Origin of the sequence: Arthrobacter sp. RCC_34, assembly GCF_041360795.1 — a bacterium.
Taxonomy (GTDB): Bacteria; Actinomycetota; Actinomycetes; order Actinomycetales; family Micrococcaceae; genus Arthrobacter_E.
Window position 1 is genome coordinate 518016 of record NZ_JBFUPW010000003.1, and the last position, 26753, is coordinate 544768.

At 68.5% G+C, this 26753-nt stretch carries 25 protein-coding genes; 13 read left to right on the forward strand and 12 right to left on the reverse strand.

Going from position 1 to position 26753, the window contains the following annotated elements:
• Positions 1 to 78: 78 nt before the first annotated feature.
• Positions 79 to 912, reverse strand: a complete 834-nt coding sequence (locus AB6732_RS14110) for an alpha/beta fold hydrolase (RefSeq protein ID WP_370960540.1) — start codon at positions 910 to 912, stop codon at positions 79 to 81.
• Positions 913 to 954: 42 nt separating this feature from the next.
• Positions 955 to 1914, reverse strand: a complete 960-nt coding sequence (locus AB6732_RS14115) for an alpha/beta fold hydrolase (RefSeq protein ID WP_370960541.1) — start codon at positions 1912 to 1914, stop codon at positions 955 to 957.
• A gap of 109 nt (positions 1915 to 2023) precedes the next feature.
• Between AB6732_RS14115 and lysS the strand changes: the two genes are divergently transcribed.
• The 8 genes from lysS to dhaM all read left to right on the forward strand — a co-directional run bounded on the left by lysS (position 2024) and on the right by dhaM (position 10306).
• Positions 2024 to 3481: a lysine--tRNA ligase gene (lysS, locus tag AB6732_RS14120; protein ID WP_370960591.1), complete on the forward strand. Its 1458-nt coding sequence runs from the start codon at positions 2024 to 2026 to the stop codon at positions 3479 to 3481.
• Between the two features lies 1 nt (position 3482).
• The gene (locus AB6732_RS14125) at positions 3483 to 3674 is read left to right on the forward strand and encodes a hypothetical protein (protein WP_370960542.1); all 192 of its coding nucleotides are present in this window, start codon (positions 3483 to 3485) and stop codon (positions 3672 to 3674) included.
• 109 nt (positions 3675 to 3783) lie between these two features.
• A complete protein-coding gene (locus AB6732_RS14130; RefSeq protein ID WP_066213296.1) occupies positions 3784 to 4107 on the forward strand; it encodes an Lsr2 family protein in 324 nt (107 codons plus the stop codon).
• A 189-nt stretch (positions 4108 to 4296) separates the two neighbouring features.
• Entirely contained in the window at positions 4297 to 6834 is a 2538-nt protein-coding gene (locus AB6732_RS14135; RefSeq protein ID WP_370960543.1) for an ATP-dependent Clp protease ATP-binding subunit, read from the forward strand.
• A gap of 284 nt (positions 6835 to 7118) precedes the next feature.
• Positions 7119 to 7631, forward strand: coding sequence for an amino-acid N-acetyltransferase (locus AB6732_RS14140; protein WP_370960544.1), 513 nt, complete (start codon positions 7119 to 7121; stop codon positions 7629 to 7631).
• 106 nt (positions 7632 to 7737) lie between these two features.
• Positions 7738 to 8739 carry a dihydroxyacetone kinase subunit DhaK gene (gene dhaK / locus AB6732_RS14145; protein ID WP_370960545.1) on the forward strand — a complete coding sequence of 334 codons (1002 nt, stop codon included), beginning with the start codon at positions 7738 to 7740 and terminating at the stop codon, positions 8737 to 8739.
• 2 nt (positions 8740 to 8741) lie between these two features.
• On the forward strand, positions 8742 to 9380 hold the full coding sequence (gene dhaL / locus AB6732_RS14150) for a dihydroxyacetone kinase subunit DhaL (RefSeq protein ID WP_370960546.1): 639 nt from the start codon (positions 8742 to 8744) through the stop codon (positions 9378 to 9380).
• Between the two features lie 203 nt (positions 9381 to 9583).
• Entirely contained in the window at positions 9584 to 10306 is a 723-nt protein-coding gene (gene dhaM / locus AB6732_RS14155; protein WP_370960547.1) for a dihydroxyacetone kinase phosphoryl donor subunit DhaM, read from the forward strand.
• 103 nt (positions 10307 to 10409) lie between these two features.
• Here dhaM and AB6732_RS14160 read toward each other — a convergent pair whose 3' ends face one another.
• The gene (locus AB6732_RS14160; protein WP_370960548.1) at positions 10410 to 11402 is read right to left on the reverse strand and encodes an A/G-specific adenine glycosylase; all 993 of its coding nucleotides are present in this window, start codon (positions 11400 to 11402) and stop codon (positions 10410 to 10412) included.
• Positions 11403 to 11484: 82 nt separating this feature from the next.
• On the opposite strand from AB6732_RS14160, the gene AB6732_RS14165 reads away from it, so the two are divergent.
• Positions 11485 to 12123: a hypothetical protein gene (locus AB6732_RS14165; RefSeq protein ID WP_370960549.1), complete on the forward strand. Its 639-nt coding sequence runs from the start codon at positions 11485 to 11487 to the stop codon at positions 12121 to 12123.
• Between the two features lie 23 nt (positions 12124 to 12146).
• Here the strand turns inward: AB6732_RS14165 and disA are convergent, their stop codons facing one another.
• The 5 genes from disA to AB6732_RS14190 form a co-directional block, all read right to left on the reverse strand.
• Positions 12147 to 13223: a DNA integrity scanning diadenylate cyclase DisA gene (disA, locus tag AB6732_RS14170; RefSeq protein WP_066213272.1), complete on the reverse strand. Its 1077-nt coding sequence runs from the start codon at positions 13221 to 13223 to the stop codon at positions 12147 to 12149.
• 216 nt (positions 13224 to 13439) lie between these two features.
• Entirely contained in the window at positions 13440 to 13856 is a 417-nt protein-coding gene (locus AB6732_RS14175; protein WP_370960550.1) for an SRPBCC domain-containing protein, read from the reverse strand.
• Positions 13849 to 14241, reverse strand: coding sequence for an ArsR/SmtB family transcription factor (locus tag AB6732_RS14180; protein WP_370960551.1), 393 nt, complete (start codon positions 14239 to 14241; stop codon positions 13849 to 13851). The genes AB6732_RS14175 and AB6732_RS14180 overlap by 8 nt, the downstream gene beginning before the upstream one ends.
• A gap of 164 nt (positions 14242 to 14405) precedes the next feature.
• The gene (radA, locus tag AB6732_RS14185) at positions 14406 to 15782 is read right to left on the reverse strand and encodes a DNA repair protein RadA (protein WP_307498573.1); all 1377 of its coding nucleotides are present in this window, start codon (positions 15780 to 15782) and stop codon (positions 14406 to 14408) included.
• A gap of 67 nt (positions 15783 to 15849) precedes the next feature.
• Complete coding sequence (locus AB6732_RS14190) at positions 15850 to 16977, reverse strand: aromatic acid exporter family protein (protein WP_066213259.1); 1128 nt, start codon at positions 16975 to 16977, stop codon at positions 15850 to 15852.
• A gap of 309 nt (positions 16978 to 17286) precedes the next feature.
• Between AB6732_RS14190 and pstS the strand changes: the two genes are divergently transcribed.
• The 4 genes from pstS to pstB all read left to right on the forward strand — a co-directional run bounded on the left by pstS (position 17287) and on the right by pstB (position 21453).
• Positions 17287 to 18405, forward strand: a complete 1119-nt coding sequence (gene pstS, locus AB6732_RS14195; RefSeq protein ID WP_370960552.1) for a phosphate ABC transporter substrate-binding protein PstS — start codon at positions 17287 to 17289, stop codon at positions 18403 to 18405.
• 204 nt (positions 18406 to 18609) lie between these two features.
• A complete protein-coding gene (gene pstC, locus AB6732_RS14200) occupies positions 18610 to 19527 on the forward strand; it encodes a phosphate ABC transporter permease subunit PstC (RefSeq protein ID WP_370960592.1) in 918 nt (305 codons plus the stop codon).
• A gap of 1 nt (position 19528) precedes the next feature.
• A complete protein-coding gene (gene pstA, locus AB6732_RS14205) occupies positions 19529 to 20638 on the forward strand; it encodes a phosphate ABC transporter permease PstA (RefSeq protein ID WP_307498576.1) in 1110 nt (369 codons plus the stop codon).
• 35 nt (positions 20639 to 20673) lie between these two features.
• Complete coding sequence (gene pstB, locus AB6732_RS14210) at positions 20674 to 21453, forward strand: phosphate ABC transporter ATP-binding protein PstB (RefSeq protein ID WP_370960553.1); 780 nt, start codon at positions 20674 to 20676, stop codon at positions 21451 to 21453.
• Positions 21454 to 21556: 103 nt separating this feature from the next.
• Here the strand turns inward: pstB and AB6732_RS14215 are convergent, their stop codons facing one another.
• The 4 genes from AB6732_RS14215 to AB6732_RS14230 all read right to left on the reverse strand — a co-directional run bounded on the left by AB6732_RS14215 (position 21557) and on the right by AB6732_RS14230 (position 26602).
• On the reverse strand, positions 21557 to 22969 hold the full coding sequence (locus AB6732_RS14215) for an MFS transporter (protein WP_370960554.1): 1413 nt from the start codon (positions 22967 to 22969) through the stop codon (positions 21557 to 21559).
• Between the two features lie 525 nt (positions 22970 to 23494).
• Positions 23495 to 25003 carry a tripartite tricarboxylate transporter permease gene (locus AB6732_RS14220; protein WP_370960555.1) on the reverse strand — a complete coding sequence of 503 codons (1509 nt, stop codon included), beginning with the start codon at positions 25001 to 25003 and terminating at the stop codon, positions 23495 to 23497.
• Between the two features lies 1 nt (position 25004).
• Positions 25005 to 25469: a tripartite tricarboxylate transporter TctB family protein gene (locus tag AB6732_RS14225; protein ID WP_370960593.1), complete on the reverse strand. Its 465-nt coding sequence runs from the start codon at positions 25467 to 25469 to the stop codon at positions 25005 to 25007.
• A 116-nt stretch (positions 25470 to 25585) separates the two neighbouring features.
• On the reverse strand, positions 25586 to 26602 hold the full coding sequence (locus AB6732_RS14230; RefSeq protein WP_066213239.1) for a tripartite tricarboxylate transporter substrate binding protein: 1017 nt from the start codon (positions 26600 to 26602) through the stop codon (positions 25586 to 25588).
• Positions 26603 to 26753 lie beyond the last annotated feature (151 nt).

The following is a 26753-nucleotide window of genomic DNA, read 5'->3' on the forward strand; positions in this document are numbered from 1 at the left end:
GGCGGGCCCCGGCCCGGGCGGGGCCCCCCGGGGGGGGCCCACGGCCGGTCCGTTTAACAAGTCGGGCGGGAGCGGGCGTCAGCCCGCGAAGAACTCCGCGAGGGGCTCGATGAGGCGGGCGGGGGCGCGGTTCACGCCGTCGTGGCCGAGGCCGGGGATCACGCTGTACGCGGAGCCGGACAGGACCTCGTGCAGACGGCCGCAGGCCACCCCGAAGTACGCCGGGCTCTTCTCGCCGACCATGATGAGAGTCTCGAGCGGCAGTTCCAGGAACGGCTCGGCGGACATGTCGGCGGCGATCATCGCCTTGATCTCGCGGACGCCGTTGGGGAGCTGTTCGCGCATCTCCTTGCCGAAGCCGGTGGTGGCGGTCAGCTTGTTGCCGAGCGTCAGCATGTGCAGCGGCATGCGGGACAGGGCGCCGTGCGGTTCCAGGCCGCGCATCACGATCGCCAGGGCCTTCTCGGTGTCGCCGCCGGCACGGGCGGCCTCGTACTCGCCGATCCACGGAGCCTGGACGCTGCCGTCGATCGAGACGGCCGGGTCGTAGACGGCCAGGTGGTCCACGGGGATGCTGCGGGCCGCGTGCAGCACGAGGGCCCCGCCGAAGCTGTGACCGAAGAGGTCCCGGGTGCCGGTGTGCTCCAGCACGACTTTCAGATCCTCGACGTCCTGCTCGAGGGAGTACGAGTCGGTCTGCGGGGTCGATTTGCCCTGACCGCGGCGGTTGAGCACGTGGACCGGCCGCTTCAGCGCCTCGGAGAGGGCCTTGGCGAACTTGGCGTAATCGGCGGCGGTGACCAGCGAACCGATCACCACGACGACGCCCGGGCCCGAGGAGTCCTCGCCTCCGGCGTAGGTGTTCAGTTCCAGCTCGGCACCGTCAGCGGTGCGCACCAACTCACGCTTCATGACACGAGCCTAGCGGAGCAGTCTGGACGAGTCATGAACCCGTCAGGCGGCGGCCTCCGCCGGCCCGCGCTGCGGCGACTTCCGCTTCCGACCACGGTGCTGTTCCTCGCGGGCGCCGTGCACGTGGAACTCGGCGAGGGCGGTGACGAGCCGCTTACCGACGGCCGGGACGGACCCGTGCACGCAACGCGGCACCTGGCGCAGCGGGCCCGGCACGGAGCCGTGGAGGAGGCGCGCCGTCTGCTTGAAGTACTCAGGGCTGCGGGCACCGTAGAAGATGCAGCACTCCTGCGCGATGCCGGCGAAGTCCTCGGCGTGCGCCTCCTCTTCCAGGGCCGCTTTCAGCTCCCCGACGGAGGCGGGCATGAGCTCCGCGAACACCTTGTTGGCCTTGGTCCGGCCGAGCGCGCCGAAGAGGAGGCCGAGGATCGGTTCGGGCGCCCGGGAGAGGGCGGTGCCCGGCAGCATGCCCCGCCGCATGCGGGCCATGGCGCGGGGGACGTCGCCGTCGTTCACCGCCTGGGAGAAGGCGGGCAGCCAGTCCACGGGGGTGCTGCCGTCGATGTTGACGGCCGGGTCGTAGACGGAGAGGCGGGAGACGCCGAGCCCGGAGCCGCTGTGCCGTGCCGCGTTGAGCACGACGGCCCCTCCGAGCGAGTGTCCCAGCACGTGCTTCGCCCCGGTGTGCCGCAGTACGGCCTCCAGGTCCGCGATCTCCAGGTCCATGCCGTACTCAGAGCCCTGCTCGGGGGACTGCCCGTGGCCGCGGCGGTCGTAGACGTGCACGGACCAGCTGCGGCCGTCGTCCTCGGATTCGAGGGCGGTCACGAAGGCCTGCGCGAAAGGCCGGTAGAGCGCCGCGGTGAGGAACGCCCCGCCGACGACGACGAGACTCCGGTCCGCGTCCGCCTCGCCATAACTGTCCATCGCCAACTCCGCCCCGTCCCCGGCACGGACGATGGATTCGGTGCGGGGAACTTCCAGGACCTTCCGGAACTTCACGACCCCATGCTAGCGTCCAGGTGGGTGCCCTCTGCGTCACGTAAACTAAGGGACTGTGACTGCTGAAAACCCCACCCCCCTTTCCGAGGCCTCCGACGCGAACGAGCAGATGCGGGTTCGCCAGGAGAAGCGCCAGAAGCTGCTCGAGCTCGGCATGGAGGCCTATCCGGTGGGGGTGGAACGCACTCACTCCCTGGACGAGATCCGTGAGAAGTACGCCCACCTGGTGGCCGATGAGACCACCGGGGACATCGTGGGCGTCACGGGCCGTGTGGTCTTCGTGCGCAACACCGGCAAGCTCTGCTTCGCCACCCTCCAGGACGGCAACGGCGTCCGCCTCCAGGCCATGCTGAGCCTGGCCGTGGTGGGCGAGGAGGCTCTCGCCCAGTGGAAGGCACTCGTCGACCTGGGCGACCACGTCTTCATCAAGGGCGAGGTCATCTCCTCCCGCCGTGGCGAGCTGTCCATCATGGCAGAGTCGTGGCGGATGGCCTCCAAGGCCCTGCGCCCGCTGCCCGTGCTGCACGCCGGACTGAACGAGGAGACCCGCGTCCGCCAGCGGTACGTCGACCTCCTGGTCCGCGACGAAGCGCGCCAGATGGTCTACACGCGGGCCTCCATCACGCGGTCCATCCGCGAGACGCTCAACCGCCACGGCTACGTGGAGGTCGAGACCCCGATTCTCAACCTGGTCCACGGCGGCGCCTCGGCCCGCCCGTTCGAGACCCACCTCAACGCCTTCGACCAGAAGATGACCCTGCGCATCGCCACCGAACTCTATTTGAAGCGTGCCGTGGTGGGCGGGATCGAACGTGTCTACGACATGGGACGCGTCTTCCGGAATGAGGGTGTCGATTCCACGCACAGCCCGGAATTCACCACTCTGGAATGCTATGAGGCGTGGGCCGATCAATTCGTGATGGCCGAGCGGATGAAAGAGATCATCCTGGACGCCGCGGACGCAATTGGCGCGGGCCGTGTGATCCAGACCGAGGCCGGCGAAATCGACCTCGGCGGGGAATGGGCCTGGCTCGGTGTCTATCCCGGTCTCTCCAGTGCCGTCGGCCAGGAAATCACCCCGGACACCACCGAGGAAGAACTGCGCGCGATCGCTGAAAAGCACGACGTGAAGATCGACCCGGCATGGGGTGCGGAAAAACTCGTGGTCGAGCTTTTCGGCGAGATCGTGGAACCGACCCTGCTGAATCCGACTTTCGTCTACGATTACCCGCCGTCGGCTCAGCCGCTCGCCCGCCCGCACCGCGAGGACGGCCGGCTGATCGAGGCCTGGGATCTGATCATCGGCGGCATGGAACGCGGCACCGCTTTCTCCGAGCTGATCGACCCCGTGATCCAGCGCGAGCGTCTGACGGAGCAGTCCCGTCTGGCCGCCGCCGGCGACGACGAGGCGATGCAGCTGGATGAGGATTTCCTGCGCGCCCTCGAATACGGCGCTCCGCCCATGGGCGGCATCGGCCTCGGCGTGGACCGGCTGGTGATGCTCTTCACCGGCGCCGGAATCCGCGAGACGATTCTCTTCCCCCTCCTCAAGCCAGAGGCGAACTGATATGGAATACATCGCCGTTATTCTGCCGTCCCTCGTGGTCGGCCTGCTGTTCTGGTTCGCCATCCGCGCTTTGCTGAATGCGGACCGTTCAGAGCGTGAGGCGCTCGCCAAGGCGGAGGAAGAGTGGGACGCCAAGGCAAAGAATAACAACGGTGAATCCGGCGGCTCCGCCAATAATTCGGGTGCTGACTAATCCGGATTATTGACTCATTGAATTGATTCGTCCATACTTTAGTGCGGGGGCGCAGCCAATACGGGTCGTATGACCTGCTTTAACCACCACACGATGGGAGCCATAGTTCATGGCACAGCGAGTCAAAATCATTCTTGTCGACGACGTCGACGGCGGCGTAGCCGATGAAACCATCCGCTTCGGGCTGGATGGAAACAACTATGAGATTGATCTCTCCGCTGAAAATGCTCAGAAGTTCCGGGGCGCATTTGAGGAATACATCACTGTCGCCCGTCGGGTGACCAGCACCACCCGCACTCCGAAGCGCGCCGCGGCGAAGGGGCAGGACACTGCCCAGATCCGCAAGTGGGCTCAGGAGAACGGCTACAAGGTCAGCTCCCGCGGCCGCGTGCACGCCGACATCATCGAGGCGTACCACAAGGCCAACAGCTGACCTCAGGGGCAACGGCTTCGCGGCCGGTCCTGGACTTCAGAGTCCGGGGCCGGCCTTTTCCGTGTCCTCTTCCAGACCCTCCTCCGTGTCCGCGCAAGTCGGGGTGATTCCCCCTCTGGCGAACACGCCCCACAAGCCGCTGGTCCGCACGTAGCATCTAATTACGTCGTATCTGAGGAGTGTGGCGAAATGTTTGAGAGATTCACGGACAGAGCTCGCCGGGTAGTCGTCCTTGCACAGGAAGAAGCCCGGCTGCTCAACCACAATTACATCGGGACCGAGCACATCCTGCTGGGCCTCATCCACGAGGGTGACGGCATCGCCGCGAAAGCGCTCGAGTCCCTGGGAATCTCGCTTGACGGCGTCCGCGAGCAGGTCCAGGAGATCATCGGCCAGGGCCAGCAGGCGCCGTCGGGTCACATTCCCTTCACCCCGCGTGCCAAGAAGGTCCTGGAGCTGTCTCTGCGTGAGGCACTCCAGCTCGGCCACAACTACATCGGCACCGAGCACATCCTGCTGGGTCTCATCCGCGAGGGTGAAGGCGTCGCCGCGCAGGTCCTGGTCAAGCTGGGCGCAGACCTCTCCAAGGTCCGCCAGCAGGTCAACCAGCTCCTGACGGGTTACCAGGGTGGCAAGGAGACCGCCGGTGCCGGCGTGGGCTCGGGCCAGCAGGAAGGCACCCCGGCCGGTTCCGTGGTGCTGGACCAGTTCGGCCGCAACCTGACCCAGGCCGCGCGGGAGAACAAGCTCGATCCGGTCATCGGCCGTGAGCACGAGATGGAACGCGTCATGCAGGTCCTCTCGCGCCGCACCAAGAACAACCCGGTCCTGATCGGTGAGCCCGGCGTCGGCAAGACCGCCGTCGTCGAAGGTCTCGCTCAGGCGATCGTGCGCGGCGATGTCCCGGAGACCATCAAGAACAAGCAGCTCTACACCCTGGACCTCGGGTCTCTGGTGGCGGGCTCGCGGTACCGCGGTGATTTCGAGGAGCGCCTGAAGAAGGTGCTCAAGGAGATCCGCACCCGTGGCGACATCATCCTGTTCATCGACGAGATCCACACCCTGGTGGGTGCGGGCGCCGCCGAGGGCGCGATCGACGCCGCGTCGATCCTGAAGCCGATGCTGGCCCGTGGTGAACTCCAGACCATCGGCGCCACCACGCTGGACGAGTACCGCAAGCACATCGAGAAGGACGCCGCGCTCGAGCGCCGCTTCCAGCCCATCCAGGTGGCGGAGCCGAGCGTGGAACACGCCGTCCAGATCCTGAAGGGGCTGCGCGACCGCTACGAGGCGCACCACCGTGTGAGCATCACCGACGGCGCCCTCGAGGCCGCCGCCACGCTCGCGCAGCGGTACATCTCGGACCGCTTCCTGCCGGACAAGGCCATCGACCTGATCGACGAGGCCGGAGCCCGTCTGCGCATCCGCCGCATGACGCCTCCCGCCGAGCTCAAGGAGATGGACGTCGCCATCGAGGCGGTCAAGCGGGAGAAGGAATCCGCCATCGACGCCCAGGACTTCGAGGGCGCCGCGGCACTGCGTGACCGTGAGCAGAAGCTCGTGACCGAGCGTCACGAGAAGGAAGAGGCCTGGCGCAACGGCGGTCCGGACGAGATCGCCGAGGTGGATGAGGAACTCATCGCCGAAGTGCTGGCCAACTCCACGGGCATCCCGGTCTTCAAGCTGACGCAGGAGGAGTCCAGCCGTCTGCTCAAGATGGAGGACGAGCTGCACAAGCGTGTGGTGGGCCAGGACGACGCCATCAAGGCACTGTCCCAGGCCATCCGCCGCACCCGTGCCGGCCTCAAGGATCCGAAGCGCCCGGGTGGCTCGTTCATCTTCGCCGGCCCCACCGGCGTCGGAAAGACCGAGCTGGCCAAGGCTCTCGCGGAGTTCCTGTTCGGCGACGAGGACGCCCTCATCACGCTGGACATGTCCGAGTACTCGGAGAAGCACACCGTGTCGCGGCTCTTCGGAGCGCCTCCCGGATACGTGGGCTACGAAGAGGGCGGCCAGCTGACGGAGAAGGTCCGTCGCCGTCCGTTCTCCGTGGTGCTGTTCGACGAGGTGGAGAAGGCTCACGCCGATCTCTTCAACTCGCTCCTGCAGATTCTGGAGGACGGCCGACTGACCGACTCCCAGGGCCGCGTGGTGGACTTCAAGAACACCGTGATCATCATGACCACGAACCTCGGCACCCGGGACATCTCCAAGGGCGTCATGACGGGCTTCCAGTCCGGCACGGACACCAAGACGGGCTACGACCGGATGCGGGCCCGGGTCACGGAGGAGCTCAAGCAGCACTTCCGCCCCGAGTTCCTGAACCGTGTCGATGACGTCGTGGTGTTCCCGCAGCTGACGCAGGACGAGATCATCGAGATCGTCGACCTGTTCGTGAACCGCCTGGAGAACCGTCTGAAGGACCGGGACATGGGCATCGAGCTCACGCCCGCCGCCAAGGTCCTGCTGGCCACCCGTGGCTACGACCCCGCGATGGGTGCCCGTCCGCTCCGCCGGACCATTCAGCGCGAGATCGAGGACCAGCTCAGCGAGAAGATCCTCTTCGGGGAGCTCAAGGCCGGGGACATCGTCCTGGTGGACGTCGAGGGCGAAGGCGACGAGGCGAAGTTCACCTTCGCCGGCACCGCCAAGCCCACGGTCCCGGAGCTCGCTCCGAGCGCCCACGGTGACAGCAGTGCCGGGGAGCTGGGCAGCGGCGCCGCCTGAGGCCCGCAGCACCGTGTGTGACTGAAGGACGTGCCTGACTGAGCACCGTGCATGACTGAAGGCCGGCGACGGAGGGGAGACCCGCCGTCGCCGGCCTTTCGCATGCCCGGATGTGCATCCCTCCTCATCCGTGAGTCCGCTACGGCCGGGGCGAGTCCGCTACATCATGTAGCGGACTCGGCGCCTCGGCAGCGGACTCAGCCCGGAAGCACGGCGGCGTGCGGCGATGTCCACCCTGCGTCGCACGTTCAACCGGGGCCGGGGGCAAGCCCTACGATGGAGGAATGCCAGCAGCCGACTTCACGCTCCGCCCCGCACGCACCTCCGACGTCCCGGGGATCAAGCGACTCGTGGCGCCGCTGGCTGAGGAACGAATCCTCATGGCCAAGGAGACGGTCGCCTATTACGAAGGCATCCAGGAACTGCGCGTCGCCGAATCCTCCGAGGGTGAGCTGATCGGCTGCGGCGCCCTCCACGTCATGTGGGAGGACCTCGCGGAGATCCGCACTCTCGCCGCCGCGGACAGCTGGCGGGGCAGGGGAGTGGGCCACGCCCTGGTCAAGCGCCTCCTGGAGGAGGCCCGCGCGCTCGGTGTCAGCCGCGTGTTCTGCCTGACCTTCGAAGTCGGCTTCTTCCAGCGCCACGGATTCGAGGTCATGGCGGACCAGAGTGCCGTCGATCCGGCCGTCTACGCCGAGCTGCTGCGCTCCCATGATGAGGGTGTCGCCGAGTTCCTGGACCTCGCCCGGGTCAAGCCCAACACCCTCGGCAACACCCGCATGATCCGCCGGCTCTGAGCTTCACGGACAACCCCCAGGACGCTTCCAGCCCGTCCCTCTACCGTGCCCGGGGCGCTGGTAGTAGGGTCACAAAGAGGCGCTCCGAGACAAGGCAGGTAGTCCCATGAAAAAGCTCATCAATGACCCGCGCGCAGTGGTGGAGGAGGCCGTCGAAGGATTCGGTCTCGCCCACCCCGATCTGGTGACCGTGACCGCGGACCCGCTCTTCATCACCCGCAAGGATGCGCCGGTCGCCGGCAAGGTGGGACTGGTCTCCGGAGGCGGCAGCGGGCACGAACCGCTGCATGCCGGGTTCGTCGGACTCGGGATGCTGGACGCCGCCGTTCCGGGCGCCGTCTTCACCAGCCCCACCCCCGACCAGATCCTCCCGGCGACCCTCGCCGCGAACTCGGGCGCCGGCGTCGTGCAGATCGTCAAGAACTACACCGGTGACGTGCTGAACTTCGAGACCGCCGCCGAACTCGCCCAGGCCGAAGGCGTGGACGTGCGCTCGGTCCTGGTGAACGACGACGTCGCGGTCGAGGACTCGCTCTACACCGCCGGCCGCCGTGGTGTCGGCGGCACGGTGCTGGTGGAGAAGATCGCCGGCGCCGCCGCGGAGCGGGGCGACTCGCTGGACGCCGTCGAGGAGATCGCCAACCGCGTGAACCGCAATGTCCGCACCATGGGCGTCGCTCTCAGTGCCTGCACCGTCCCGCACGCCGGGGTTCCGAGCTTCGACCTGGCCGAGGACGAGATCGAGATCGGCATCGGCATCCACGGCGAGCCCGGCCGGCACCGCATCCCGCTTGAGAACGCGGACGCCATCACCGCACGGCTGCTGTCCCCGGTCCTGGAGGACCTCCAGGCCGCAGCGGGCCAGAAGGTGCTGCTGTTCGTGAACGGCATGGGCGGCACACCGCAGAGCGAGCTCTACATCGTCTTCCGGGCCGCCACCCAGATCCTGGCGGAGGCGGGGCTCGAGGTGCAGCGGAGCCTGGTGGGCAACTACATCACGGCACTTGAGATGCAAGGCTGCTCGATCTCCGTCCTGAAACTGGACGATGAGCTGGTGGAACTCTGGGACGCTCCCGTGCACACCGCGGCACTCCGGTGGGGGGTCTGACGATGGCGCAGACGCTCGACCTTTCCTGGGCCCTCGACTGGCTGCGGCGCTCGGGCGCGGTGCTCGCGGAGAACCGGATGGCGCTCATCGAACTCGACCGGGCGATCGGGGACGCCGATCATGGCGAGAACATGGACCGCGGGTTCACGGCGGCGCTGGCCAAGCTGGAGGAACAGCCCCCGGCGACTCCCGGGGCGGCCCTGAAGTCGCTGGCCATGTCCCTCATGTCCAAGGTGGGCGGCGCCGCGGGGCCGCTCTACGGGACGGCGTTCCTGCGCGCGGCCACGGCCCTGGGCGACGCGGAGGAACTCGACTCTGCGGCCCTGGCGGCAGCCCTGGCGGCGGCCCGCGACGGAATCGTCGCACGGGGCAAGGCCGAACCCGGGGACAAGACCATGATCGACGCCTGGACGCCCGCCGTCGACGCTGCCGAGGCCGCTGTGGGGGATAGCCCCGCCGAACTCCTGGACCGCGCCGCGACCGCCGCCGAGGAGGGCGCCGCCGCCACGGAGCCGCTCGTGGCGCGGAAGGGCAGGGCCAGCTATCTGGGCGAACGCAGCGCAGGGCATCGCGATCCCGGGTCCCAGTCGACGGCTCTTCTGCTCCGTGCCGCTGCGGATGCCGCGGCTGCGGCGTCCTGACCGCTCCTCGCTGGTCAGCGGACCCCGGCCCGCCCGGTGGGCGCTCCCTGTGAGCTGCCGCACCGGCGGTCCGATCCCTGGACAGGAGCCGTCCCGGAGCCTGTCCGGACGGCTAGAATCTACCCTGCGGCCCGCCTCGGCGCGCCGCCCCCTGGCACCCTTCGGGACCAGGTCCATCTCGCTCGTTTCGCCGGAAGGGTCCCATGACTGTCGGAATCGTGGTCGTCTCCCACAGCTCCAAGATCGCGGAGGGGGCCTGTGAGCTGGCCGCCCAGATGGCCCCGTCGGTGCGCCTCGAGGCCGCCGGCGGCACCGACGACGGCGGCCTGGGCACCAGCCTGGAGAAGGTGATGGCCGCGATCGAGGCGGCCAACTCCGGCGAGGGTGTGGTCATCCTGTGCGATCTGGGCTCGGCCGTCATGGTGGCCGAGAGCGCCGTGGAGTTCCTGGGCACGCCGCAGGACGTCTCGCTGGCCGACGCCCCGCTCATCGAGGGCCTCGTCGCAGCGTCGGTCGCCGCTCAGGGCGGCGCCGGAGTGGCCGCGGTGAAGGCCGCCGCCGAGTCGGCGCTGGCGCAGCAGGTGCAGGCCCGCATCGACGACAGCACCGCGCCTCCCGTGCGTCCGCGCACCGTCGCGGATGACGCCGGCGAACCCGTCTCCGTGGGCGGCGCGATCGTCGAGGACTTCGAGGTGCTGAACCAGCTCGGCCTGCATGCCCGCCCCGCCGCGGTGCTCGCAGGGTACCTGGGCGGCCTGGACGTGGAGGTCGACATCAACGGCGCCGACGGCCAGTCCGTCATGATGCTCATGACCCTCGCCGCGGGCCGGGGAACGGTGCTGCATGTGCGCGCGAGCGGCCCCGACGCCCGCCGGGCCATGGATTTCATCGCTGAACAGTGCCGGACGGGTTTCGGAGAGCTCTGACCCCTCGTCCCCCCGTCATCGACTGCTCCATTGGATGCCGTTTCCCGCCGTTTTCGGGGAGAAACGACATCCTGTGGAGCAGTCGATGGGTCAGGTCGACGGATTAAAGGGTGACGCCCGCGTCGCTTTCGGTGGCCAGCCGGTCCTTGAGCAGGCCCGCCAGGCAGCGTTCCAGCTGATCCGCCGGAGCCTGGAGACGGTGCAGCGCGTCGAGCTTCCGGAACACGCCGTCCGGGCCTCCCCACGCGAGATCGACCGACGCCGGGTCCGCGTCCCAGCCTGCCGGTCGTGCCAGGAAGAGCTCACGGGGCACCGGCGCCCCGGCTTCCCGCAGGACGGCCATCATCGCGCCGCGGACCTGCCGGTCGGTGCCGTGCCAGGACTGGCCCTTCGGTGTGTACTCGGGCTCCGGGCGGCCGGCCGCGAGCCACGCGCACTCCGCGGCGACGGGGCACTCCTCGCACTTCGGGGACCGCGCGGTGCAGACCAGGGCGCCCAGCTCCATGACGGCGGCGTTCCATGTGACCGACTCGGCACGGTCCTCGGGCAGGAGCTGCTCCGCGAGCCGGGCCTCCGCCGCCGTGAAAGCCGGCGCCGGTAGCGCGGACCCGGTGAAGAGGCGGGCATGGACCCTGCGGATGTTGGTGTCGACGACGCTCTCCCGCCGGCCGAACGCGAACGCGGCGATGGCCGCGGAGGTGTACGTGCCCACGCCCGGGAGCGCCTGGAGGGCTTCGCGCGTGTCCGGCACGGCGCCGTCGTGCTTCTCGACGATCGCGACGGCGGCCGCATGCAGCCGCTGCGCACGGCGGGGGTATCCGAGGCGGCCCCAGGCGCGGACGGCTTCGGAGGCGGGCTCGGCCGCCAGGTCGGCCGGCGTCGGCCAGCGTTTCATCCACGCCTCCCAGACGGGGAGCACGCGCACCACGGGGGTCTGCTGGAGCATGAACTCGCTGACCATGATGCCCCACGGGCTGCATCCCAGGGAGTGGGGGAGGGCGGTCCGCCACGGGAGGTCGCGGCCGGTGGCCAGGAACCAGTCCTCGATGAGCTGGGCGGTCTTCCGCTTGAGGCTGTCGCTGGGGTACGTGGTCATGGCGGAATCCACTGTATCGCCCCCCGCGTTCCCGGAGCGGCCCGGCGGCGTGCACCCAGGCTCACTGGGTAGGCTTGGAGGTATGGCACGGCAGGGTGTGAGCACAGGCAAGGGGACGCGGCGGAAGGTCAGTCCCGCCGTGTACCGGCGACGGCGCGTGGTGGTCCTCGGCGCATTGATCGTGGTCCTGGCGCTCGTGGCCTGGGGTGTTTTCGGGCTCATGTCGCTCATGAAGGGTCCCGCCGGACCCGCCGTGGCGGCGACCGGCACCGAGACGCCGGCGGTCACGCCACCCGCGACGTCGGCCAGTCCGTCCGCACCTGCGACCCCCGTCTGCGATGAGGGCCGCATCAAGGTCACCGCGACCACGGACAAGAAGACCTACGGGCCCAAGGAGAACCCGGTGCTGACTCTGAAGGTCACCAATGAGGGCGCCGTCGCGTGTCCCATCAACATCGGCACATCGCAGATGGAGTTCCTCATCTCCAGCGGCCAGGACCGGATCTTCAACTCCCGCGACTGCATGGACAAACCGAACGATCTGAAGAAGACCCTGGCGCCCGGTAAGAGCGAGAGCGCCAACTTCGTGTGGCAGCGCAACCGGTCGGTCGAGGGATGCCAGCTGATCACGGCGAAGCCCGGCGCGGGCGGCGCCACGTACGTGTTCCAGGCGACCCTGGGACAGCGCACGAGCGACAAGGCGATCTTCCAGCTCGGCTAGGGCCCTGCCGGTCCTGTCCGGGTCTAGATGTAGCGGTCCAGCAGGCTCGATTCGGCCATGCGGGACAGACCTTCGCGGACGCTTCGGGCACGCTGCTCACCGATGCCGTCCACCTGCATGAGGTCTTCGATCGTGGCGGCCATGAGGTACTGCAGCCCGCCGAAGTGCTCCACGAGGCGGTCGGCGACGGCGCCCGGCACTGCCTTCAGCCCGGAGAGCAGCCGGTAGCCGCGCGGCTCGACGACGGCGTCCGGCGACGCTTCGCCGCCCGCCCCGGCGATGATCGCCGCGATGCGGTGAGGGTCCACGAGATCCTGCGCGCTCAGCTCACGCAGCGCCGCGACGGCCTGCTCGATGTCCTCGGCGGAAGCGTCCGAACCGGCGTAATCCCGCAGGATCACCTCGCTGCCCGGTCCGCGGCCCGCGGTGAGCTCGTCCAGTTGCAGGGCGAGGAGGCGGCCGTCCAGGCCGAGCTCCAGGACGAGCTGGGAGATCTCCTCGGAGATCCGGCGCACCATCTCCTGGCGCTGGAGCGTGACCGCGACGTCGCGCACGGTCACCATGGCCTCGATCTCCAGGGAGGAGAGGGCCGCGGTCACCTGGTCCAGGCGGGAGCGGTAGCGTTCCAGCGTGGCGAGGGCCTGGTTGGCGCGGGCGGAGACCTTCTCGGAACCCTCCAGCACATGGCGGAGGCCGTTCACATAGAGGGCGATGATCTGCATCGACTGGCTGACCGAGATGACCGGGAAGCCCGTCTGCTTGGCGACGCGCTCGGCGGTGCGGTGCCGGGTGCCGGACTCGGTGGTTTCAATGCTCGCATCCGGAACGAGCTGGACGCCGGCTCGGACGATGTGGCGGGCGTCCTTGTCGCAGACGATCGCGCCGTCCATCTTCGCGAGCTCCCGCAGACGGGTGGGGGAGAACTCGATGCCGATCTCGAAGCCACCGGAACAGATGGAGTCGACCGTGCGGTCCGAGCCGAGCACGATGAGCGCGCCGGTGCGTCCGCGGAGGATACGCTCCAGGCCGTCCCGCAGGGCGGTGCCGGGCGCGACGCGGGCCAGCGTCGCCGTGAGCGTCTCTTCTGGTGTGCGGGCCATGCTGACTGTTCCCTTCAGGCGTCCGGGCCGGGGTCTTGCGGCCCGGCTCCAAGAGCCGTTGGACGATCTGCATCGCAGCGCACGCAAAGTGCACCTTCCACGGCTGACACCATCATAGGGTCCTGTGGGGCCGGATTCCGCATCAGGACGCCGGAAAGTGCCCCGTGAAGCCTCGCGTCGGGAGCACGGAAAGTGGTCTCTCCGGTGCTCTCCGGATCACGCGGTTTCGCTCAGCACCGTCTCGATCCTGCCGAGGACCCCGGGCCAGCCGTGGCCCATTCCGTCGAGTGCCTGACGGCCTGCCGGAGTGTCCAGACGGAAGCCCGCGTGCTCGAAATGCAGCACGGTGCCGTCCGCCACGCTTTCCAGCCGCCAGGTGACCGTGGTGTCGAGGACTCCCTCGGCGAAGAGGATCGTGAGGGCCCGGCCGGGCTCGACGGCGAGGACTTCGCAGCGCTGCTCGCCCCAGTGGGCCATGTCGAGCGTGAACCGGTGCCCGACGACGGGCGCGATGTCTCCCGCGGCCCACCAGCGGGCGAGGAGCTCCGGCGTCGTGATGGCTTCCCAGACGCGCTCGATCGGGTGCGGGAAGTGGCGTTCGAGACGGATGGCGTTCTCGGGGTTCTCAGTCATCATCGGTCCGTTCTGTGGGGTGGGGAAGGGGGTCCTGTGCGGAGGTGTCCTGGTGTGGTGAGTGGTCTCCTCCCGCGGACGCGGTGGCGTCGAGGAGGTCTCCCAGGACGTCGAGGCGACGGTTCCAGTACTGCTCGTACGGCTTGAGCCAGTCGCCGGCCTGCGCCAGCCCTGCCGGCTTCAGGTGATAGACGCGGTTCCTGCCTCGGCGTTCCTCCCGGACGAGGCCGGCCTCGCGCAGCACGGCGAGGTGTTCCGAGGCGGCCGACCGGCTCAGCGCGAGCAGTCCGGTGAGCTCGCCGGCCGTGAGCGGTCCCGTGCGCAGGGCATCCAGCATCCTGCGCCGGGCGGGATTGGCGAGAGCGCCGAAGACGTCGGGAAGCACGATGTCATGATATGTCGGAAATATCCGACATATCAAGTCTCCGTCGCGTTGCGTGCTCAGTTGTTGTGGGTTCTGGGGCCTGACACCCGCAACAACTGAGCACGCAACGACGACGGCGTCGGGGCGGCGGAGCTCAGCCCGCCGTCACATGCCCGCCCGCACTCTCACCCGTGGAACAGCAGTTCCAGAGCCTGGGCCAGGTGCTCCACTTCCTTCACCGTGAAGCCGTCCGGCACCGGGCCCGGTCCGTTGGGGCTCGATGGCACGATGGCGTGCGTGAAGCCGAGCCTGCTCGCCTCCTGGATGCGTTTGTTGATCCCGGGCACGGGGCGGACCTCCCCGGCCAGGCCCACTTCGCCGAATGCGATCAGACGGCTGGACAGTGCCTTGCCGGCCTTGGCGGAGGCCACGGCGAGGGCGACGGCCAGATCCGTGGCGGGTTCGCTGAGTTTCACGCCGCCCACGGTGGCCACATAGGAGTCGTCCTTGTGGAGCTGGCAGCCGGCCCGCTGCTGCAGCACCGCCAGGAGCATCGACACCCGGGAGGAATCCAGGCCGCTCGTCGCGCGGCGGGGCTGGGCGTTGGGGGACGTGGCCAGGAGGGACTGCACCTCGGCCACGAGAGGCCGCCGACCCTCGAGGGTCACGGTGATGCAGGTCCCGGACACCGGCTCCTTGGTCCGCGAGACGAAGAGGCCGCTCGGGTCCGCCAGACCCTCGATGCCGTCCTCGTTCAGATCGAAACAGCCCACCTCGTCAGTGGGCCCGTAGCGGTTCTTCACAGCGCGGATGAGCCGCAGCCGAGAGTGACGCTCGCCCTCGAACTGGCACACCACATCGACGAGGTGTTCCAGCAGCCGCGGCCCGGCGATCGAGCCGTCCTTGGTCACATGGCCCACCAGGAGCGTGGTCATGTTCCGTTTCTTGGCCGCGGCGATGAGGGACGCCGCCACCTCGCGCACCTGGGAGACGCCGCCGGCGGACCCTTCCACCTCAGGACTGCTCAGGGTCTGCACGGAGTCCACCACAAGAAGCCGCGGCTCCACGCGTTCGACCTGGCCCAGAGCCTGCGAGAGGTCCGTTTCGGCGGAGAGATACAGGGTGTCCGCCACGGCGTCGATCCGCTCGGCGCGGAGCTTCACCTGCGCGGCAGACTCCTCGCCGGTCACGTAGAGGACGTCCTGGCCCGTGCGGGCGAAGCGCGCCGCGACATCCAGGAGCAGGGTCGACTTGCCGACGCCCGGCTCTCCGGCCAGCAGGATCACGGCGCCCGGCACGAGACCGCCGCCGAGCACCCGGTCCAGCTCGTTCACGCCCGTTGGCAGGAACGCCGCCGCGGCGGCGTCCACCGAGGCGATCGGGAGCGCCGGCTCCAGGACAGTGGCGGCCGCCGTCGTGCGGGCGACCGTGGCGCCGGTCTCCACCACCGTGCCCCACGCCTGGCACTCACCGCAGCGGCCCACCCACTTGATGGTGGTCCAGCCGCATTCGGTGCACTTGTATCCCGGCGCCTTGCTGCCGCGGGTGGTCTTGCTTGCCATGCCCTCAAGCCTATCGGCGGGCACTGACACCAAAGCCGCGGGGCTGCCGATGTGGAAAACCCCGGGGTCAGAGATCCGGCAGGTAGTCCCGGGCCTCCTTGGCCTCCACGCCCGCGGTCTCCAGGAGATCCACCATGAGCGGCCGGAACAGCATGACCACCGTCTCGCCCTCCAGGCGGCTCACCCCCAGCAGGCGGGGATGCAGGCGCGTGGCGATCGACGCGAGGTCCTGCTGCGCGTCCCGCAGCGCGGAGTCGCGGCCCCGGCCGTCGTCGCCCGCATAGCCCACGGCCATGAGGTCCACCGCGTCAGCAGTCTCGAACAGCACCTCCGCGATGCTCTGTGTCGCCTCATCGCTCAGCGCGGTGTGGTTGATGGCGCTGGTCAGCCGCCGGGCGAACACCCGGCAGTTGCGCAGGGCGAGATCGAGGTACTCGACCGCCTCGCCGAGCTGGGAGACCTCGGACCGGTGCCGTCGGTACAGCGGGGACATGGTCGTGACCTCGCCGGAGGCCCGCAAGGTCATCCGCAGGGCGTCCAGACCGGGCTGGCAGTTCCGGGCGCGCACCAGGGCGTGCCAGGCCAGGGTCGAGTCATTGTCGAGGAGGCTCTTCCCGCATTCGCGCAGCACTTCGGAGGTCTGCTGGAGCGTCGAGCGCAATTGCAGCCGTGGCTCCTCGCGCGGATCCCGGGGGGTCAGGAACGTCACGAGCAGGGCGAACACCCCGCCCACCACAGCGTCGAGGCTCCGGGTGAACGGCCCGCCCGCGGGGGCCGGGAGCAGCACCACCAGCAGCGACTGAAGGCCGAGCTGTGTGGCGAAGATGGCGCCACTGTCCAGGAAGCGCGCCAGGAGGATCGAGAAGAGCAGCACGACGGCGGCCTGCCAGATCCCCGAACCGAGCCAGTGCAGCAGGACGTCCCCCACCGCGATGCCCAGCGTGCAGCCGAGGCCGACCTCCAGCACACGGCGCAAGCGCGTGCCCCGGGCGAAACCGAGAGCGATCAGCGAGGACGTCGCCGCGAACAGCGGCCCCACATGCCCCAGGACGAGCTCGGCGAACGTGTACGCCCCCACCGCGCAGAACGTCATCTGCAGTGCGGGGATGAGCGATTCACGCATGCGGATGACGCCCGTCGTGGCGCGCTCCTTCGCTTCCCTGCCGATCGGCTTCACACCGCCCAAGCGCACCATGGGCTCAGTCTATTGCGGAGCCGACGACGGCGCCGTGCGGCCGGCCGTTCACGTCGCCGTGGCCGGTGGTTCAGGAAGTGTCCTTACGGCGTGCGGCAGGCCAACGCAATGCGGCCCGGCCAGAAGTCACGGACTATCCATGGCCGGTTAACCTCGCGTTCACCTTTAACCGCGGATCCCTTTACCTCGGCTCTTTAGTTTCGTTGAAGGTACAAAGGTACGCATCGTCGGCAGGACCGTCACGCACCCGATCGGGGCGGAAGGCAGAGTCCGGGCCGGCGCGACATCAGGACCCTGAAAGGGAACATTGTGAAGGCTCTCCGCTTCGGCCGCCATGCGGCACTCGCAGTCGTCGCAGCAGGCGCTCTGGCGCTGACTGCTTGTGGCTCGGACAACGCGACCGGCAACAACTCGGCTGCTCCCAGCAACAACGGGCCCAAGGTCACCGGCACTCTGACCGGCGTCGGCGCCTCCTCGCAGGGTGCGGCCATGGACGCCTGGAAGACCGGCTTCGCCAGCGCCAACTCCGGCGCCAGCGTGCAGTACTCCCCGGACGGCTCCGGCGCAGGCCGCAAGGCCCTCCTGGACGGCTCCGCCCAGTTCGCCGGTTCCGACGCCTACCTGAAGGACGAGGAGTACGCCTCCTCCAAGGAGAAGTGCGGCCCCAACGGCGCCATCAACATCCCGGTGTACATCTCCCCGATCGCCGTGGCCTTCAACCTGCCGGACGTCAAGGAGCTCAAGCTCGACGCCGACACCACCGCCAAGATCTTCCGCGGCCAGGTCTCCAAGTGGAACGACGCGGCCATCGCGAAGCTGAACCCGGGCGTCACCCTGCCCGACCTCAAGGTCACCCCGGTGAACCGCTCGGATGACTCCGGCACCACCACCAACTTCACCCAGTACCTGAGCGCCGTGTCCCCGTCCGTGTGGACCGACAAGGCTTCCGGCGTCTGGCCGTCCTCCCTCAAGGGCGAGAACGCCAAGGGCACCTCCGGCGTCGTCAAGACCGTCACCGACACCCCCGGCGCCGTGACCTACGCGGATGACTCCGCCGTCTCCGGCAAGCTCGGCGTGGCCTCCATCAAGGTCGGCGAGAGCTTCGTGAAGCCGACCGCCGAGGGCGCCGCCAAGGCCGTCGAGACCGGCAAGTCCGTGGAAGGCCGCGCTCAGGGCGACCTCTCCCTCAAGATCGACCGCACCAGCAAGGATTCCGCGTCCTACCCGCTGACTCTGGCGTCGTACCACATCCTCTGCACCACCTACAAGGACCAGGCCACCGTGGACCTGATCAAGGCGTTCGAGAACTACGTGGTGAGCGACGCCGGCCAGCAGGCCGCCGCCGACGCCGCCAAGTCCGCTCCGCTGAGCAAGAGCCTTCAGGAGAAGGCCAAGGCCGCGATCGAGCAGATCAAGGTCAAGGGCTAGCATTCCCCGCCCGGGAATGACGAGTTCCCTGTCCAGAGCATTCTCCCCGACGTCGTGGGAACCGGGTTCCACACCCGGCGACCACGGCCCGGGGACGCGGAAGGCCTGGACAGGGAACTTTGCCGTTACCCACCCGATCGGGGAATCCGGCTGGGCCGGGACACCCACACTGGACTGGAAGGCAGTTAAGTGAGCAGCAACACCATGACCGAGTCATCGGCCGCAGGACGGGCCGGCGACAAGGTCTTCTCCGGAGCCACGCTCGGCGCCGGGATCCTGATCCTCCTCGTCCTCTTCGGTGTGGCCGCATTCCTGGTCGCTCAGGCGATCCCCGCGCTCGTGGCCGACCCGGCCGACATCCAGGGCGGCGCCGGATTCTGGGCTTACATCTGGCCCATCATCATCGGCACCCTGATCGCCGCCGCGATCGCCCTGGTCATCGCGACTCCGGTGGCCATCGGCGTCGCGCTCTTCATCTCGCACTACGCCCCGCGCCGCCTGGCCTCCGCCCTCGGTTACGTCATCGACCTGCTGGCAGCCATCCCCTCCGTGGTGTACGGCGCCTGGGGCGCGGCGTTCCTGGCCAAGGAGATCTCCCCGGCCTACGACTGGCTGGCCGACAACCTGGGCTGGATCCCGATCTTCGCGGGGCCCGCCTCGGCCACGGGCAAGACCATCCTCACGGCCGGCATCGTCCTGGCGGTCATGGTCCTGCCGATCATCACGTCGCTGTCCCGCGAGATCTTCCTCCAGACGCCCAAGCTGCACGAGGAGGCCGCGCTCGCCCTCGGCGCCACGCGCTGGGAGATGGTCCGCATGGCCGTCCTGCCCTTCGGCCGCCCCGGCATCATCAGCGCCATCATGCTCGGCCTCGGCCGCGCGCTCGGCGAGACCATGGCGGTCGCCCTGGTGCTCTCCTCGGGCGCCCTGACGGCCAGCCTGATCCAGAGCGGCAACCAGACCATCGCCGCGGAGATCGCCCTGAACTTCCCGGAGGCGTCCGGCATCAAGGTGAACACGCTGATCGCCGCCGGCCTGGTCCTCTTCGTCATCACCCTCGGCGTGAACATGATCGCGCGGTGGATCATCACCAAGCACAAGGAATTCTCGGGGGCCAACTGACATGACCACCACCCTGACACCCAATCGCCGCCGCTCCGCGCTGACCAAGGGGCAGCTGCCCAAGTACGCCCCGTGGGTCGTGCTGGGCGCGTCCCTCGTCGTCGGCGCGGCGCTCGTGAACCTCATCGGGTTCAACCCGTTCGGCTGGGGCCTGATCTCCGCCATCCTCTTCACCGTGGGCCTCGTGGCCTGGAGCGGTTCCGTGGAGGGCGCCCGCAAGGCGAAGGACAAGCTGGCCACCTGCCTGGTGTTCGGCTCCTTCATCATCGCGGTGCTGCCCCTGATCTCGGTCATCTGGACGGCGCTGGTGAACGGCATTCCGGGCCTCATGACCCCCGGCTTCCTCGGCACCTCGATGAACGGCGTGACCGGTGTGGCCGACAACAAGGCCGTGGAGAACGGCACCAGGGTCCTGGGCGGCGTGTACCACGCGCTGATCGGCACCCTGCAGATCACGGCCCTGGCCACGGTCATCTCCGTGCCGGTGGGTCTGCTCACGGCGGTCTACCTCGTCGAGTACGGCAACGACCGTTTCCTGGCCCGCGCCATCACCTTCTTCGTGGACGTCATGACCGGCATCCCGTCGATCGTGGCCGGTCTTTTCGCGGCGGCGTTCTTCTTCATCGTGGTGGGTCCCGGCACCAAGACCGGCGCGGTCGCAGCGATCGCGCTCTCGGTGCTCATGATCCCCGTGGTGGTGCGCTCCAGCGAGGAGATGCTCAAGATCGTCCCGAACGAGCTCCGCGAGGCCGCCTACGCCCTGGGCGTGCGCAAGTGGCGCACGATCGTGAAGGTCGTCATCCCGACGGCGATCTCCGGCATCGCGTCCGGCGTCACCCTGGCGATCGCTCGCGTGATCGGTGAGACGGCGCCCATCCTCGTCACGGCCGGCTTCGCGACCGCGATCAACAACAACGTGTTCGGCGGGTGGATGGCTTCGCTCCCGACGTACATCTACACGCAGATCCTGAACCCGACGTCGCCGTCCAACCCCGGTCCGTCGGACCAGCGGGCCTGGGGCGCGGCCCTGGTCCTGATTATCCTGGTGATGCTGCTGAACCTCATCGCCCGCCTGATCGCACGGGTCTTCGCGCCCAAGCAGGGCCGCTAGAGACACCCACTGAAGATTCCGAAGGAACCACAGCAATGAGCAAGAGAATCGACGTCAAGGACCTGAACGTCTACTACGGCAACTTCCTGGCCGTGGAGGGTGTCAACATCAACATCGAGGCCAAGTCGGTCACGGCCTTCATCGGCCCGTCCGGCTGCGGCAAGTCCACTTTCCTCCGCACCCTGAACCGCATGCACGAGGTGCTGCCGGGCGCACATGTGGAAGGCGAAGTCCTGCTGGACGGCGCGGACATCTACGGCCCCGGCGTCGACCCGGTGACCGTCCGCACGAACATCGGCATGGTGTTCCAGCGCCCCAACCCGTTCCCCACCATGTCCATCCGGGACAACGTCCTGGCCGGCGTGAAGCTGAACAACCAGCGGATCTCCAAGGGCGAGGCGGATGCCCTGGTGGAGAAGTCCCTGCAGGGCGCCAACCTCTGGAACGAGGTCAAGGACCGTCTGGACAAGCCCGGTTCGGGTCTTTCGGGCGGCCAGCAGCAGCGTCTCTGCATCGCCCGTGCGATCGCGGTGGAGCCGGCCGTGCTGCTCATGGACGAGCCGTGTTCCGCTCTGGACCCGATCTCGACCCTCGCGGTGGAGGACCTCATCAATGAGCTCAAGGACTCCTACACCGTGGTGATCGTGACCCACAACATGCAGCAGGCCGCCCGTGTCTCGGACAAGACGGCGTTCTTCAACATCGCTGGCACCGGCAAGCCGGGCAAGCTCATCGAGTTCGCGGACACCAGCACCATCTTCAACAACCCGAGCCAGAAGGCCACCGAGGACTACGTCTCCGGCCGCTTCGGGTGATCCTTCCGGACGACCACCGCCAATGCAGAAGACCCACGGAAATGTCCGTGGGTCTTCTGCATTGGCGGAGGTGAAGCCGGCCGGTGTCAGTGCGTCGGTGCGTTCAGTGCGTGAAGTCCGCCGAGATCTCGGCGAGCGTGCGGCCCTTCGTCTCCGGCGCGAGCCACTGGGACAGCGCCGCTCCCAGGAACGCGACGACGGCGGCCACCACCATGCTGGGCCCCATGCCGATGTTGGTGATCGCCCAGGGCAGGGCGAAGGTGCCGAGGGCGGCGCCGATGCGGCTGAACGACGCCGCGAAGCCCATCCCGATGCCCCGCAGGTGGCCCGGGAAGACCTCCGCCGGGTAGACCTGGGTCATCGTGGTGTACCCGGCGTTGAAGAACGAGAACGCCAGGAAGAGCACGAGCACGAGGATCGCGGGGGCGTCCGCCCAGACCCCGATCACGAGCAGGATGCCCGCGCAGAGCCATTGACCGGGCACGGTGAGGATGCGGCGTCCGAGCCGGTCGATCAGCAGCACCGTGGTGACGACGCCCGCGGCCGCCAGCGCGGACAGCCCCACGCCGCCCGCCCAGCCGCCGCCGAAGCCGAACTGGTGGAGGACGTCGTCGGCGAACGTGGCGATCGCGAAGTACGGGGTGACGGCGCAGAACCAGAAGCCCGAGGTGAACAGGGTGGTCCGCCAGTACTGCGGGGAGAACAGCATCTTGAACGAGGCGTTCTTGATCGGGGTCTTGTCCCGGGCGGCCTGGGCTTCCTGGATCGCGCGCAGGTCGATCTCCTCCGTGATGCTGTGATGCATCTGCGGGGACTCGACGTACTTGCGGGCGATCGCGAGCGCCTCGTCGCGACGGCCCTTGGTGATGAGCCAGCTCGGGGACTCGGGAAGGCCGATGCGGGCCAGGAACAGGACGAGGGCGAGGACCGTGCTGGTGCCGATCACGATCCGCCAGGGGGTGCCGGCGTCGTGCAGGGCGGTTCCGATGATGAACGCCATCATGAAGCCGATGTACCAGGCGATCAGCGTCAGCCCGAGGAGTCGCCCGCGGAGTTTCGGCGGGGAGAACTCGGACAGCAGCGGCCCGCCGATGGAGTACTCGCCGCCGATCGCGACGCCCATGAAGAAGCGGATGAGGGCCAGCTGGACCACGGCTCCGTCCCCGGTGGTCACGAAGAACTGGGCGGCGGAGGCGAGCAGGAACAGGCCCATGTCGATCAGGAACATCGGTTTGCGGCCGAACTTGTCGGCCGCCCAGCCGGCGAGCGGCGATCCGACGAAGATGCCGACGAGCGGTCCGGCCGCGATCAGCCCGAGGGACAGCTCGTTCAGCTGAAGATCGGCCCGCATGAGCCCCGTGACGGGGCCGATGATCCCGAGGATGTAGCCGTCGAGGAACATGCCCCCGATGAACACGGCGACGAGCCGCACCATGAACCGGCGCTTGAATCTGGAGTCGGTCGGTTTCGCAGTGGAGGGGTAGACGGAGGCCGTCGTACCGGTCGGTTGGGTCATGGAGTGCAGTTCCCTTCTGGCTTCAGCGGAGACCGCTGACGGCGCCAGAGCGCCTTGTCCGGGACGCGCGGGTGACCTGTGGTCCTGTGTGCGGCGGATGGACGAGCCGTGAGGCCCGCTGCCAGCCGGGATGCCGCGCTGGACGCACGAGGTGACTCCGGCGTCGTCATGGATCACGGTCCGCCGAGCCGATCCTGCGGGTTCCTGGCCTCCTGGTCGCACGCGGCGCCCCGAGGTCAGATCCCGGACCGGCGTCGGCGGGAGTGTGACATATGACTCATATATCAGAACCCTAGGGTGACGCTCCGGCTTGGTCAAGAGTATGACGGAGCGGTTCCCGGCCTGGTTTCCGGCCCGCGACGGCGGCGGGAGGCCTGGGTGCCCCGGCTGACCTGGGCGAGTCCTTGAACGCCGAAACCGTGGGTTTCCGTCGAAACCGCGTGTTTAATACACGGTTTCGACGGAAACCCACGGTTTCAGCGCGGGCCGCGACGCCGGGGCCGCGCCGGGCCCCGACGCCGGCCCTCAGACGAGCGCGTCCGCCTTCGGGGTGCGGGTCCGCTTCCAGGCCGCGATCAGCAGCGGGGACACGGCGATCAGCGCGACGATCACGTACACCGTCACCCCCACGGGCTCGTTGAACAGGCCCGAGAGGTCGCCGCCGCTCAGCTGGAGTGCCTTGCGGAGCTGCCCTTCGATCCGCGGTCCGAGGATCAGGCCGATGACCAGGGGCAGCACGGGAAACCCGAAGCGCCGCATCGCGAATCCGAGGGCGCCCAGAACCAGGAGGATCAGCAAGTCGAAGGCCTGGAGATTCACCGCGTACGCCCCGAGCGAGGCGAAGAACAGGATGCCGGCGTACAGGTACGGACGCGGGATCTGCAGCAGCTTCGCCCAGAGCGGCGCCATCGGCAGGTTGATGACCAGCAGCAGCGTGTTCCCGATGAAGAGGCTCGCGATGAGGCCCCACACCAGATCCGGCTCCTTCTGGAAGAGCAGCGGACCCGGCTGGATGTTGAACTGGGTCAGCGCCGCCAGCATGATGGCCGCCGTCGCATTGGTCGGCAGGCCGAGCGCCAGGGCCGGCGTCAGCGTGCCCGCCGCGGAAGCGTTGTTGGCCGCTTCCGGACCCGCGACGCCCTCGATGGCGCCGTGCCCGAACTCCTCCGGGTGCTTGGACAGCTTCTTCTCCGTGACGTAGGAGAGGAAGGTCGGGATCTCGGCGCCGCCGGCCGGCATGGCGCCGAAGGGGAAGCCCAGTGCGGTGCCCCGCAGCCACGGCTTCCAGGACCGCTTCCAGTCCTCCTTGCCCATCCACGGCTGCCCCACCGGAATGGTGTCCATCCGCTTTCGGCGCAGGTGGGCGGCGATCCAGAGGGCCTCGCCCACCGCGAAGATGGCGACCGCCACCACCACGATGTCCAGACCGTCCGTCAGCAGCGGGATGCCGAACACCAGACGCTGCTGGCCGCTGACCGGGTCGAGCCCGATCAGGCCGATCGCCAGGCCGAGGCCCAGGGAGGCGAAGCCGCGGATCTTCGAGGACCCCAGCACCGCGGTGACGGTCAGCAGGCCCAGGATCATGATGGCCAGGTAACTCGAGGGGCCCAGGCTGACCGCGAACTGCACGACGGCGGGCGCGAACGCCGCCAGGAGCGCCGTGCCGATGGTGCCGGCCACGAAGGAGCCGATCGCCGCGGTCGCGAGGGCCTGTGCCGCTCGTCCCGCTTTCGCCATCTTGTGGCCCTCGATGGCCGTGATGACCGTGGACGATTCGCCCGGGGTGTTGAGCAGGATGGAGGTCGTCGACCCGCCGTACATGCCGCCGTAGTAGATGCCCGCGAACATGATGAGCGCGCCGGTGGGTTCGAGGTTGGCCGTCACCGGCAGGAGGAGCGCCAGGGCCATGGCCGGGCCGATGCCCGGCAGCACGCCCACGGCGGTGCCCAGGAGGACGCCGATGCAGGCGAAGAGGAGATTGGTGGGCGTCGCCGCCGTGGCGAAGCCGTGCATGAGGTTATTGAGGATGTCCATGTCAGAGAATTCCCGCCAGGATCCCGGCCGGCAGGTGGATGCCCAGGCCGAGGTAGAAGCCGTAGAAGGTGCCGACGGCCAGAATCAGCGAGACGATGCCGTCCCGCACGTAGTGGCGGCTGCCCAGCGACCAGACGCTGCCCCAGAACATGATGGTCCCGGAGATCACCCAGCCGAGGGGGTCGATCAGCACGATGTTCAGGATGAAGAAGCCGATGAGCGGCAGCACGGTCTTCCAGTCGGTGGGATGGCTGAGGTCGACGTCCTCGCCTTCCTCGGCCTGGCCGCTGCCGCCCCGCAGGACGTTGACGGCCAGGAGCACGGCGCTGACCACGAGCAGCGATCCGACGATCACCGGCATGGTCTTCGGCCCCACCACGTCGGAGACGGAGTAGGGCACCGTGATGCGGGAGGCGTCCCAGAGCACGACGACGCCGGCCACGCCGAGCAGGGCGGCGATGCCCAGCTCGGCGCGGCTCCGGCCGCCGGGCGCGGCGACCGCGGCGCGCTCGCCGCCGTCGTCGTGCCCGGCGCCGAGGCCTCCGGGGTCCGCGTGACCCCCGGCGTCTGCGGCGGAATGGCTCACGCCAGCCCCAGCTTCTTCAGGACGTCGGCCACGCGCTGGTCCTGGTCCTTCAGGAAGGTGCCGAACTCGTCGCCCGTGATGAACGCGTCGGTCCAGCCGTGGGTCTTGAGCGCGGCCTTCCACTCGTCCGTGTCGTGCATCTTCTTGAGCGTGGCGATCACCTTATCGCGGTCGGCGTCGGAGATGCCGGGAGGGGCCACGATGCCGCGCCAGTTGGTGAACTCGAGGTCGATGCCGGATTCCTTGAAGGTGGGGGCATCCACGCCGTCCAGCCGCTGGGCGCCGCTCACGGCGAGCACCCGGATCTCGCCGGTCTTGATCTGGTCGATGTACTCGCCGGCGCCGGAGGCGGCGAAGCCGAGCTTGTTGCCGAGGATGGCGGGCAGAAGGTCGCCGCCGCCGTCGAAGGAGACGAAGTTGACCTTCTTGGGCTCGATGCCCACGGCCTGGGCCAGCTGCATCGGCAGCAGGTGGTCCGGTCCGCCGGGGTTGGAGCCGCCGCCGACGGCGAGCTTGGACGGGTCGGCCTTCCAGGCGTCGACCAGGTCCTTGATGGTCTTGTAGGGGGAGTTCTTGGGCACCATGATGGCGCCGGGCTCCTGGATCAGGCGGGCGAGCGGCACGGTCTCGGTGAGCTTGGCCGGGGACTTGTTGGTGTAGCTGGCGCCCACCACGCCCAGGCCCATGAGCATGGTGAGATCCTTGTTGCCCTTTTCGTTGACGAGTCGGGCCAGGCCCACGGTGCCTCCGGCGCCGGCCAGGTTGAAGACCTCGACATTGCTGGCGGTCTTGGTCTCGCCCATGACCTTCGCCGCAGTGCGGGCCGTGGTGTCGTACCCGCCGCCCGGGCTGTTGGGGACCATGATGCGCAGGCCCTTGAGGGGCTCGCTGGAGACGCCCGACGCCGAACCCTGGGGATTCGAACCGCCGGAGCCGGTGACGCCGCAGCCGGTGGCGGCCAGGATCAGACCCAGCGCGGCGGCGGCCAGGCGGACGGCTTTGAGTGAACGCATTGGTACTTCCTTTGTTCGCATGACGTCGCTGTCATGAGGGGGTTCCGGAGAGAACGTCCCTCACGCTATGCGGGGATGTGAGGTGGGTCACCCTTGAGTTCTCAAAGATCGTTGTGTTCATTGTGTTCTCGGTCACATACCCTTCGGGCTG